At 47.3% G+C, this 12,211-nt stretch carries 10 protein-coding genes; 9 read left to right on the forward strand and 1 reads right to left on the reverse strand.

Features of this window, described 5'->3' with window-relative positions:
• Nucleotides 1-102: 102 nt before the first annotated feature.
• Complete coding sequence (locus ASN18_RS05920; RefSeq protein ID WP_085051828.1) at nt 103-1,764, reverse strand: Ig-like domain repeat protein; 1,662 nt, start codon at nt 1,762-1,764, stop codon at nt 103-105.
• Nucleotides 1,765-2,065: 301 nt separating this feature from the next.
• Between ASN18_RS05920 and mraZ the strand changes: the two genes are divergently transcribed.
• The 9 genes from mraZ to murD are packed head-to-tail and all read left to right on the forward strand — an operon-like array spanning nt 2,066 to nt 12,210.
• Entirely contained in the window at nt 2,066-2,530 is a 465-nt protein-coding gene (gene mraZ, locus ASN18_RS05925; protein WP_236861558.1) for a division/cell wall cluster transcriptional repressor MraZ, read from the forward strand.
• Nucleotides 2,531-3,430, forward strand: coding sequence for a 16S rRNA (cytosine(1402)-N(4))-methyltransferase RsmH (rsmH, locus tag ASN18_RS05930; RefSeq protein ID WP_085051830.1), 900 nt, complete (start codon nt 2,531-2,533; stop codon nt 3,428-3,430).
• Nucleotides 3,427-3,723, forward strand: a complete 297-nt coding sequence (locus ASN18_RS05935; protein ID WP_085051831.1) for an FtsB/FtsL family cell division protein — start codon at nt 3,427-3,429, stop codon at nt 3,721-3,723. The genes rsmH and ASN18_RS05935 overlap by 4 nt, the downstream gene beginning before the upstream one ends.
• A gap of 49 nt (nt 3,724-3,772) precedes the next feature.
• Entirely contained in the window at nt 3,773-5,500 is a 1,728-nt protein-coding gene (locus ASN18_RS05940) for a peptidoglycan D,D-transpeptidase FtsI family protein (RefSeq protein WP_085051832.1), read from the forward strand.
• Between the two features lie 29 nt (nt 5,501-5,529).
• On the forward strand, nt 5,530-7,029 hold the full coding sequence (locus tag ASN18_RS05945) for a UDP-N-acetylmuramoyl-L-alanyl-D-glutamate--2,6-diaminopimelate ligase (protein ID WP_085051833.1): 1,500 nt from the start codon (nt 5,530-5,532) through the stop codon (nt 7,027-7,029).
• Nucleotides 7,026-8,387, forward strand: coding sequence for a UDP-N-acetylmuramoyl-tripeptide--D-alanyl-D-alanine ligase (locus ASN18_RS05950; protein ID WP_085051834.1), 1,362 nt, complete (start codon nt 7,026-7,028; stop codon nt 8,385-8,387). The genes ASN18_RS05945 and ASN18_RS05950 overlap by 4 nt, the downstream gene beginning before the upstream one ends.
• A 6-nt stretch (nt 8,388-8,393) precedes the next feature.
• Entirely contained in the window at nt 8,394-9,476 is a 1,083-nt protein-coding gene (gene mraY, locus ASN18_RS05955; protein WP_085051835.1) for a phospho-N-acetylmuramoyl-pentapeptide-transferase, read from the forward strand.
• Nucleotides 9,477-9,481: 5 nt separating this feature from the next.
• A complete protein-coding gene (locus tag ASN18_RS05960) occupies nt 9,482-10,723 on the forward strand; it encodes a D-alanyl-D-alanine carboxypeptidase family protein (protein WP_085051836.1) in 1,242 nt (413 codons plus the stop codon).
• 2 nt (nt 10,724-10,725) lie between these two features.
• The gene (gene murD, locus ASN18_RS05965; protein ID WP_085051837.1) at nt 10,726-12,210 is read left to right on the forward strand and encodes a UDP-N-acetylmuramoyl-L-alanine--D-glutamate ligase; all 1,485 of its coding nucleotides are present in this window, start codon (nt 10,726-10,728) and stop codon (nt 12,208-12,210) included.
• Nucleotide 12,211: the final 1 nt, after the last annotated feature.

Consider the following 12,211-nt stretch of genomic DNA (forward strand, 5'->3'; position numbering starts at 1 on the left):
GACATCACCCGTTAGGTTACATTAAAATCTCGATATCCCTCATTGCCGCGTATTATTCCGCCAAGCAATTTCTATACCGGACAGTATTGAGTATAATCCCTTTTATGGGGAGTAAACTACGCTGAGTGCGTAATTTTGAACCATGTAAGCCCTGATAACACTAACCGGTGTCATAGACCTTCCATCAACCGAAATCTGTGAAAGTACACTGCCTGTTGCAGGCAGAAAGTAGAACAGTCTTACCGAACCATAAGGCACGGTGACACTGCCGGTCTGCGTTAGGGTTGTCTGAAGTGCAAAGCTGTCATCATATACCAAAACAGAACCACTGCCGGTGATTGTAAAGGTCGCTGTTTGTGTGGCGCTGTTTGTTACCGTTTGAACAAGGGCTGCCGATGTGGAAGCCTGATTTAGGGCATCTCCGCTATATACTGCCGTTATTGAATGTGTGCCTACGGACAGTACCGATGTTGTATAGGTGGCTAGCGCGCTTGAGTTAAGCGTAACTGTGGCAAGCGTGGTCGTGCCGTCCATAAAGGTAACAGTGCCTGTGGGTGAGATACCGGTAACTGTTGCGGTAAAGGTTACGGATGTGCCATAGGTAGAGGGATTCAGGGATGAGGTTAGAGCTGTTCCCGCAGTTAGCCATCCTGCTATTTGAGTTGGTGTATATTTATCTGTGAGCGTAGCATCGCCTAATTGACCGTTGTTATTATAACCCCAGGCCCAGAGCGTGCCGTTGCTTTGTACCCCTAAAGTATGATACCCGCCTGCGGATATGTTTGACCACCCCGCAGAAGTTCCAATCTGAACCGGCGAGTATTGAGTAGTGACTGTGCCGTTACCTAATTGACCGTAGGTGTTATTACCCCAAGCCCAGAGAGTGCCGTCTTTTTTTATCCCTAAAGTGTGATACCCGCCAGCGGATATGTTTGACCACATAGAAGTTCCAATCTGAACCGGCGAGTATTGATTAGTGACTGTGCCGTTACCTATTTCACCATAGGCATTATAACCCCAGGCCCAGAGAGTACCGTCTTTCTTTATCCCTGCTGTGTGATATATACCGGTGGATATAGAAGTCCATGCATCTGTTCCAATCTGAACAGGTGAGTATTGATTGGTAATAGTGCCGTTACCTAATTGACCGTAGCCGTTATAGCCCCAAGCCCAGAGCGTGCCGTCGCTTTTTATCCCCAATGAAAACTCATAACCAGCAGTTACTGCTACCCAATTTGTATCTGTCCCAATCTGAGTAGGTACGTATTTAGCGACATATGTGCCGTCACCTAAACCACCGTAGGAATTACTACCCCATGCCCAAAGCGTACCGTCGCTTCTTATCCCTAGTGTGTGATATAAGCCTGCCGCTATAGCGGTCCATGTAGAAGTCCCTATCTGAGCTGGTGAGAGTTGATTAGTGACTGTGCCGTTACCTATTTCACCGTAGGCATTATAACCCCATGTCCAGAGCGTGCCGTCTTTTTTTATCCCTGCTGTGTGATAATACCCTGCTACTGCGGATGACCAATTTATAGCTATACCAATCTGTCCCGGTATGTTGAGATATGTATTTGTTGCATTATCTCCTAAACGGCCTTGACCGCCATAGCCCCATGTCCACAGAGTACCATTGCTTTTTACCCCAGCGTTGTGCCATCCACCTGCGGATATACCGGCGGACGCGTAGGGACTGACGCAAAAGACAGCTATTAACAATATCACGATAGATAGTATTCTTTTGGTTAAATGCCCAATACCCATGATTTAATCCTCCTTATAATTTGGTTATCAGTCCTCATAATTACGGTTCATTTAGATATGGCAGCTGCTGTTTTCCTGCGTGACAATGCACCTGCCCTTAGAATTAGGGTATATCAAATAATTCATGATTGTCAAGAGGTATTATAACAATTGTTAAAAAGTGCCCCTGTTTATGCCGGTTTTCACAGGCTATTCTCTGTTTTTGGTGTCTGAGTAAATATATTTTTCACTTTGGAAAGTTTTTTATTGACTTAAATGTGAAAATGTGGTATTTTGTGGTAGTAAGTGGAGGGATGATTGCTTGGAGTCAGTTGGATTTATAGGAAGATACAATTTACGGGCAGATGACAAGGGCAGGGTTATAGTGCCAGCCTCTTTCAGGGATATTTTTAAGAAGAGCTACGGCCCGAAGATTTACGTAACCTGTGCAGTCAGGGACAAGTGTCTTAATATATTTCCAGATGCAGAGTGGAAGGCCTTGATGACAAAGGTAAAAGAAATGCCTAAGGCAAAGGAATCGGTAAAGTTCTTTATCAGAAAGGTGGTAAGTTCAGCGTTTGAATGTGAGATAGACAAGCAGGGACGACTGCTTGTGCCGCCCGCTCTTCGTGAGGATGCAGGTATTTCCCTCAACGGTGAGATAATAATCGCAGGGGCTACGGACAGGCTGGAGGTCTGGGACAGGAACTTGTGGGTCGAAAAGTATATGGACATTGATGACTCCGTTGTGGCTGGTTATGAAGAGGAGCTGGCAGATTGGATATAGATGGAAAAACAATTGGAAGAGTTGAAACCGCTTCATTGTCCGGTAATGGTGGAAGAGGTAATGGAGATGTTAAACGTGCAAAGTGAAGGGGTATACATGGACGGCACGCTGGGGTTGGGCGGTCATGCCGCTGAGATATTAAAGAGGCTTGGAGACAATGGCAGGCTCATAGGTGTCGATAAGGACGGTGACGCGCTGAGTTATGCCGCTAAGAGGCTTCAGGACAGCCGTGTGTGCTATGTGAGAGAAGATTTTTCGCACTTAGGTCATATTATAAAGGACTGCGGGTATGCTGCCATAGACGGTATTTTGCTTGACCTGGGGATGTCGATGGCTCAGGTAAAGACAATGGACAGGGGGTTTAGTTTTAACTCAGAGAGTCGGCTTGACATGCGGATGGACACAAGGGCGTCACTAACGGCATGGGAAGTGGTGAACCGTTATAAGATAGAAAAGATTGAAGAGATATTAAGGGAGTATGGGGAAGAGTCACGCAGCGCTAAAATCGCAAAGGCAATCGTCAGCGACAGAAAGCGCACTTCCATAGATACATGCCGCGACCTGGCGGCACTTGTTGAAAGGCAATACGGAGGGCGCGGAAAGAGCCATCCTGCGACGAAGACCTTTCAGGCGCTCAGAATATACGTAAACGGTGAGTTAACTGCCTTGCAGGGTGCGCTTGAGGCATCGGAAGCAGCGCTGAGGGCAGGCGGGCGTTTATGCGTAATCTCGTATCATTCGCTTGAGGACAGGTGTGTGAAGAGTTTTTTTAAAAATGAAAAGGCAAAGGGTACCTTTAATCTCTTGACTGTGAAACCAATCACGCCATCAGCGCTGGAGGCACGTCAAAAGAACCCTGCAGCAAGGAGCGCTAAACTCAGAGGAGGACAAAGGTTATGATTTGTGAAAAGAGATGTTCGATAATGAGTAACGTTTTGTTGGTCCTTGGCGCGGTGTTGATAGTGGTCAGTGTGTTTTACACGCTGTGGCTGAGGTCATCTATTAAGTCACTTGAGTATAAGCTTGGCAACATGCAGCAAAAACAGTACGAACTCCTTAAGAAACAAAGAAATCTTATGGCACAGAAGGAGAATCTCCTGTCTCTTAATTCCGTTGATAGTGTTGCTATAAAGAAGATGGGATTTGAGTTTCCAGACAGGAATAGGGTAATCTACGTTAAAGAGCGGCTATAACCTACGGGGGTAGGGCTAGCCGCGCCCCAGAATAAGGGGCGAGGTGGAAATGAACAGACGATTTATTTTTATTTATGGGTTAATCTTTGTCGGTTTTTTTGTGTTACTAGCACGGCTTTTCGACATCATGGTTTTGAAACATGATAAGTTTGTGAAAAAGTCTGAAAACCAGCGCATGGCAGAGGTAGATGTGCAGGTGCGCCGTGGTATAATACTCGACAGGCTTGGCAGGAGGCTTGCCGTAAATCTTGAGAATAACTCTGTCTATCTGGACAAGACCAACTATAATGAAAGCGACAAGAGGCTGCAGGAGGTCTCAGACATCATTGGCGTTAGTTTCAATGAGCTGTTGACACAGGTCAGGGGAAAGAAGAACTTTGTATGGCTTAAACGTAAAATCCCTATTGAAGAGACTGATAAGCTTCAGGAGATGAGATTAAGCGGAATCGGCTTAATGGCCGAGCCGAAGCGTCACTATTCGCTTGGGTACATGGCCGCGCATGTACTAGGGTTTGTAAACATAGACAACAAGGGTCTTGAGGGTGTAGAGGCCGTCTATGACAAAGAGCTTGTAGATTTGGGCGGCAAGTATTTTGTTGAGAGAGACGCCCGCGGCAACATGTTTTATAATACGAACGAAAACGAGAGGACAGGAAATACCCTGACGCTGACACTGGACCAGGGGCTTCAGTACATCGTGGAAAAAGAACTCGACGATGCGATGGAAAAGTGGCGGGCTTCTGCTGCAACTGCCATAATGATGGACCCATATACGGGTGAGATACTTGCCCTTTCAAACCGCCCAACGTTTGACCCTAATTTCCCCGGTAAGTATGGCCCGGCGTCAAGGCGAAACCGCGCTATTACGGACTTCTATGAACCAGGCTCAACATTTAAGATAGTGACAGCAGCAGGGGTATTAGAGGAGAACCTTGTTAAGCCGGATGACAGGATTGACTGCCTCGGCGGTGCGATAGAGGTCGGCGGTAAGAGGATAAAGGACGCGCACCCGCACGGCGTTCTGACATTCATGGAGGTTATACAAAAGTCTTCCAACGTGGGGACGATAAAGCTGGCACAGCGTCTGGGCAAACAAAGGCTTCACGGTTATATCAAGAAGTTCGGCTTTGGTGAAAGGACAGGCATAGACTTACCCGGTGAGATACCCGGGCGCCTGAGAAATCCTGAGCGCTGGTCCGGTGTTTCAATTGGGGCTATCCCAATAGGACAGGAGGTTGCCGCTACACCGCTTCAGGTACTGACTGCGTATTCAATTGTTGCCAACGGCGGCTATAAGGTATCTCCATCTGTCGTAAAGGAAATTACGGACACAGACGGCAAGGCCCATCCTATCAGTAAAAAATACGATGGAACTGAACAGGTGATCTCGAAAAAGACAATAGACATACTCAAAAACGCCTTCACAATGGTTACGCAGGAAGGTGGTACTGCAACATTTGCGCGCGTCGAAGGCAACCTCGTAGCCGGTAAAACAGGTACAGCTCAGATATTTGACAGGGCGCAGGGCAGATACTCACACACCGACTTTATCAGTTCATTTGTTGGCTTTGTGCCTGTCGATAAGCCCGTATTTTCTATGATTGTCGTTGTGTGGAAACCTCGTGGCGCGATTTATGGCGGTATTGTTGCTGCCCCTGTATTTAAGAACATCGCTACAAAGGCGCTTACTTATTTGAACGTGCCGAAAGAAGAAAAACTAAAAAACACCACTTTGGTTGTCGAAAACGCATCCACCGGTAAAAAGCCTCACAACTAAACAGCCGGGGAAAAAGAAAGGAATGATTGATGAATATTGCTAAAATACTGGACAAAATTGGTGTCAGGGAGATAAATGGCAACCTAAACAAAAGCGCAGAGGGTATCTCCTATGACTCCAGAAGGATAGAGAAGGGGACGATGTTTTTCGCAGTAAAAGGACAGCACTCTGACGGTCACGCATACATCAAAGAGGCAATAAAAAAAGGTGCGCACTCGGTTATCTATGAAGACGAAATCGATGTTGATGCCTTTAGCAGTAAGGACATTTTACTTGTCAGGGTTGACAACGTCCGCAGGGCGCTTGCATACATTGCTGCAAGATACTACGGCGACCCATCTAAAGAACTCAGGCTCACCGGAGTTACGGGCACTAACGGAAAGACCTCGACATGCTACCTGATGCGCTCAATCCTCACAGCGTATGGAAAGAAATCAGGCATGATTGGAACAATTCAGTATCTTGTCGGCGATACCGTCTACAGTGCCCATCACACAACACCGGAGGCCCCGGAGTTTCAAATGTACCTGAATATAATGCTTGAACAGGGCTGTGAATATGCCGTAAGTGAGATATCCTCCCACGCCCTCGCCCAGTACAGGGTTGATGCGGCAGAATTCGATGTCGTAGTGTTTACGAATCTTACGCGAGACCACCTTGACTATCACAAGGATATGAACGATTATTTCAACTCTAAAAAGAGACTATTCAATGAGTTGTTGAAGCCCGGCGGCATATCTGTCATAAATGCAGACGATGAGTTTGGCCAGGAACTTATAAAAGAGATGTTGCCAGAGGTAATTTCATACGGCATGGACAGCCGCGCAGATGTCAGGGCTGTGAATATAAAACGCTTTGCCAATGGACTGGATTTTGATATCTCATACGCAGGGACAGAGTTTAATATCGTTTCAAACCTGCGTGGATATGTAAATATATACAACATACTTGCGGCATTTTCAGCCTCAACAGCGCTTGGGATTCCCTATGAAGCAATCATCAGCGGCATATCGAAGCTCAAGAGTGTACGCGGGCGGTTTGAGCCGGTAGACTGTGGACAGGATTTCTCTGTAATAGTCGATTATGCGCACACTGACGACGCCCTTCATAATGTCATAGACAGCATGAAGAAGCTCAGTTCGGGGAGGATAATAACCGTGTTTGGCTGCGGCGGCAACCGTGATACGGGAAAGCGCCCAATAATGGGGCGGATTGCCTCAACACTCAGCGATTACACAATTGTTACATCGGACAACCCCAGGTACGAAGAACCCGGTGATATTATAAGACAAATCCTTGAGGGTATTGAAGGCAGCAGCTATGCTGTTGAGCCGGACAGGAAGAACGCCATAAAAATGGCCGTCAATATGGCTGCCCCAGGTGATGTGGTGCTGATTGCCGGTAAGGGGCATGAAAACTATCAGGATATCAAGGGTGTCAGACACCCGTTTGACGACAGGGAGCTGGCCGAGAAGTTTATCCTGAAAAGGCTTAAACATTCTGACCGTCCGGCGGAGGCACCCCGGTGATACAGTTAAACCTTGATACGGTGCTTAGGGCTGTTAATGGCAGGACAGTGAGTTCCCGTGATATACTGGGGGCTTGTTTTACGGGTGTATCGACTGATTCAAGGACGATTAGGGCCGGTGACCTGTTTTTTGCACTTTCGGGGGATAACTACGATGCCCATAACTTTATTGATGCCGTGTCGCGCGTTGGTGCCGGGGCAGTTATCTCACGTGCGGTAGAGTGTCCCTCAGATGAGTTTGTCCTTATCATGGTAGATGACACACTAAGGGCGTTGCAGCGTCTGGCCGCCTATGTCAGACAGATTCGTCATATACCGGTTGTTTCTATTACAGGCACAAATGGCAAGACAACTACAAAGGAGATGACAGCGGCAGTAATCGCTAAAAAATATTCTGTTCTTAAAACAGAAGGGAATCTTAACAATCACATTGGACTTCCGCTTACGCTGCTCAGGCTTGATAATGAGGCTGCGGCAGTCCTTGAGATGGGGGCAAGCAAGGCGGGCGACATTGCCGAACTTTGTGAAATCGCTGCCCCGGACTATGGAATCGTGACAAATATCGGCCCCGGACATCTTGAGGGTTTTGGCAGCGTTGAAGGTGTGCGCACAGCTAAACTTGAAATCATGGACTATGCCAAGACCATCATAGTTAATGCAGACGATGAGTTTCTTATGAAAGGTGTAAGAAATAAGACACTGCAAAGGGAAATCATCAGCTTCGGTGTTGAAAATAAAGCGGCGCTTACAGGGCGTTTTGTTGATGGAGTCGGCCCGGCGCTGAACACGGCTTTAATGCTTCCCAATGGTGAGGAGCTGCAGGTAAGCATCAAAAGCGGCGGCAGACACAATCTCTACAACGCACTTGCAGCGGCAGCGGCAGGGTTTCTGATGGGTGTAGAGGGACAAGACATACGCCAGGCCCTGTCTGATTTCGGGGGTGTGGCGATGAGGCTTGAGTTTAGAGAGATTAACGGCTCTATGATAATCTGTGATTTTTACAACGCCAATCCAGCCTCTGTGACAAATGCAGTAAAAGAACTGGTTAGACTGGACAGGGGCCGCAAGATTGCAGTGCTTGGGGATATGCTTGAGCTTGGGGAGTATTCTGAGCGGTATCACAGGGAACTGGGCAGATGGATGGCGTCGCAGCCGGTTGATGTATTCATAGCCGTTGGCAGTATGATGAGAACTGCCCTGGATGAGTTTATTGATTCGCGCGGGGCGCCTGTGCAAGGCGCCGCAGTACATGCCGCTGATTCGGTTGAGGCCGGGCGTATACTAAAACAATTAATTGCCAATGACACGGTGCTGATTAAAGGCTCACGTGGACTAAAAATGGAGAGGGTACTGGAGTAATACACTATGTTATATTATCTATTATACAGCCTTAGAGATGTCATTTCGCCGCTGAATGTATTCAGGTACATAACATTTCGTACTGCTATAGCCGTTATCACGGCAATGGCGATAACCTTTCTGCTTGCCCCTGAGACAATACGCTTTCTTAAGCGCATAGGCAAGACGCAGCAAATCAGAGACGACGGCCCAAAGACGCATTTCTCCAAGGCCGGTACGCCTACAATGGGCGGCATTCTCATAATCATATCCATACTGGTTTCAGTGCTTTTATGGGGAAATCTTGCGAATAAATATGTCTGGATAATGATTGTGTCAACGTTTTGTTTTGGGGCAATAGGGTTTTTAGACGACTATCTGAAGGTCTCAAAGCGTAATCCTAAAGGGCTGAGGGGTAAGTACAAGTTCGGCCTTCAAATTATAGTAGCTCTGACCATTGGCCTGATTCAGTATTTTGACTCATCAGACCCATACAGGACAATGCTGATAATACCGTTTTTTAAGAAATGGCTGTTCGACCTGGGGGTATTTTATATCCCATTTACTGCCGTAGTAGTGGCTGGGTCTGCAAATGCGGTAAACCTGACAGACGGCATAGACGGGCTGGCGATAGGATTGGTAGGGATAGCGGTGTTTGCAACGGGGCTGCTGGTGTATATATCTGGGCACGCTGGGCTGGCACAATACTTGCAAGTAATATATATAACTGGCATTGGCGAGTTGACCGTATTTTGTGGAGCGATGCTGGGAGCGGCACTAGGTTTTTTGTGGTACAATACTTATCCGGCAGAGGTTTTTATGGGAGATGTAGGTTCTTTAGGGCTTGGCGGGGCACTTGGCACGCTGGCAACAATAACGAGACATGAGATAGTATTGCTTGTTGTAGGCGGTCTTTTTGTAGTAGAGACACTGTCAGTTATTTTACAGGTAGCGTCATTTAAATTGACAGGGAAGAGGATTTTTAAGATGGCCCCAATACATCATCACTTTGAGCTGAAGGGCTGGCCGGAGCCAAAGACTGTGATAAGATTTTGGATTGTGGGTATTATGCTTGCATTGCTAAGCTTGGCAACTATTAAATTGAGGTGACGATAATGAAAGGGCATTATTTATCAAGGTTCAGGCCGTATGTATTCTTATCAGTTGTAATGTGTACTGTGTTATTATCGGTTAATACGTTTGCTTATGAGCCGTCAAGCAGGGAAATAGGCGCACGGTCTGCTGTCATTATGGATGGGGATAAGGTGCTGTACGCAAAAAACCCGACATTCAAGCAGCCCCCTGCCAGCACAACAAAGCTGGTGACCGCTATGGTGGTGCTTGACCATATGAAGCCACACGATGTAGTAACCATAACGGACAATGCTGCAAGGCTGCACTCACCGAATTTGGCCCTGCGTGAGGGTGAGAGGTTTTATGTAAAAGACCTGTTAAGCCTGCTTCTGATGAGGTCTGTAAATGGTGCGGCGGTGGCGTTTGCCGAGGCAGTGTCGGGTGATGAGAAAGATTTCGTTGCATTAATGAATGCAAAGGCAAGGAGTATCGGGGCAACTGATACGAGATTTATAAACTCACACGGACTTCCAGGCGAAGGGCAGTATATAACGGCATACGACCTGGCAGATATAATGAGGAGGTCTCTGGACTACTGCCTCATAAAAGAGACGATAAACACAAAGACAAAGACGGTCAGTTCTCTGGATGGAAGGACATTTATTTTGTCGAACACGAACAAGCTCCTGTGGAGTGATGATGACCTTGTTGGCGGCAAGACAGGGTTTACAAATGCGGCGAGGCACTGTCTGGCCTTTGCAGCAGAAAAGGGCGACAATACACTGGTTGCAGCCCTGCTAGGAGACGGCAGAAGGTCTGACCTTTGGAGGGATGCAAAGTTTGTACTATCTAAGGGGCATGACATTTCGGAGTCAAACTCTAAACCTGTTATCTACTACAGCACCGTAGCCGATGAAAAGGTAGTGAAAATTGCAAAAACGAACCGCACAGGCAAAGGCAAAAAGCACAAATCAAAGAGGCACAAGACCGGAAAAGGAAGCCGCACAGATAACATTGCAGCCCTGGACATGGCTCAGGATACTCAGGGCGACGATGCCAACAATGACATGGCAAAGAAATCTAAGGCAAAGAAATCTAAGGCACAAGCTCATAATGTGAAATCGGAGAAATCTAAACAAGCTGCAAAGAAACCCGCCCCGTGCCGTACTGCTTACAAGGGCGGCAAGCAAAAGAACTGCACATCTGTAAGAAGCTCCAATTCCAATGTCTTTCAAGTAGTGTTGGCGACATCATCAGATAATACCCAGAGCATAGGTGGATAAACATGGAAATGTATAAAAATTACAAGGGCAAACATGTAGTCGTGGTGGGGTTGGCAAGGAGCGGAGTAGGTGCGGCTAACCTGCTTGTGAGGCTTGGGGCAGCGGTAACAGTTATGGACGTAAAAGGCGCTGATGAGCTTGCCAAGTATATTGCGCAGCTAGACCCCTCTGTCACAATTAAATTAGGCCATCACAATGAGGAAATCATAGACACTGCTGACACCGTAGTGCCAAGCCCCGGTGTACCGCTCACAATCCCAATCCTTGAGAGGGCGCGTCAGAAGGGCATTAGAATAGTTGGAGAGTTGGAACTGGCATATCAGGTGCTCGAGGAGTTGAGAAAAACCGGAGCCGCCGGGTTTATGGCGATTACCGGAACAAACGGCAAATCGACAACCACAACACTCCTGTACGAGATATTGATTCACAGCGGATTTAACGCCATTATCGGCGGTAACATAGGAAAGGCCCTGACTGAGGAGATAAATAAGCTGGTAAAGGATTTTGAGCGTCCCCGCGAGTTCGTAAGTCCTGAGTATATTGTTACCGAGGTGTCGAGTTTTCAGCTTGAATCGGCAGAGAAGTTTAAACCAAAAGTGGCGGCGATATTAAACGTGACCCCGGACCACTTGGACAGGCACAATACAATGGACGAGTACCTCGAGGCAAAATGCAGGATATTCCAGAACCAGGACCAGATGAATTTCCTTGTACTCAATGCAGATGACCCGCTGACTCCAAAAATTGTAGAAAAGGTAAAACCAATGGGACCAGAGATCCTCTACTTCAGCAGGAAAAAACAGGTCAGAGGTGCATACTACGCTAAGGGCATCATAACCTTTAACATTCCGGAGCTTGAGGTGCTGTGCCCGGAGCTTGTCGTACATGAGATTCCGGTGTTTCATACGAATAATTTCAAAATTAAGGGGCTGCACAACATAGAAAACGCAATGGCTGCATCGCTGATGGCGCTTGTCAGTGGTTGTTCTGTGGCGGACATATACTCAACGCTGACGACATTCAAGGGGCTGGAGCACAGGCTTGAGTTTGTGGAAGAGGTTGACGGTGTGAAGTACTTTAATGACTCAAAGGGGACGAATATCTGGTCAGTGGTGAAATCCCTGGAGGGCTTTGAGGAGTCTATAGTGCTGATAGCCGGCGGCAGGGACAAGGCCGGGGACTTCTCACCGCTCAAGGATTTAATAAAGGAAAAGGTAAAGGCAGTTGTATTAATAGGCGAGGCGGCAGGGAAGATTAAGGAGGCCGTAAAATCCATTACAGAAGTTCACATGGCCTCATCGATGCAGGACGCTGTTACAAAGTCAAAGGAGATAGCGGGGTACGGAGACATAGTGCTGCTGTCACCTGCTTGTGCAAGTTTCGATATGTTCAGAGATTTTGAGGAACGAGGCGCGATATTCAAAGAGGCGGTCTTGCGTCTGCCGGGCGACAGAACTGTCATGGACGTAGCTATTGCAGGAAATTAGG

It is taken from the genome of Candidatus Magnetominusculus xianensis, from assembly GCA_001541255.1.
GTDB classification, from domain to species: domain Bacteria; phylum Nitrospirota; class Thermodesulfovibrionia; order Thermodesulfovibrionales; family Magnetobacteriaceae; genus Magnetominusculus; species Magnetominusculus xianensis.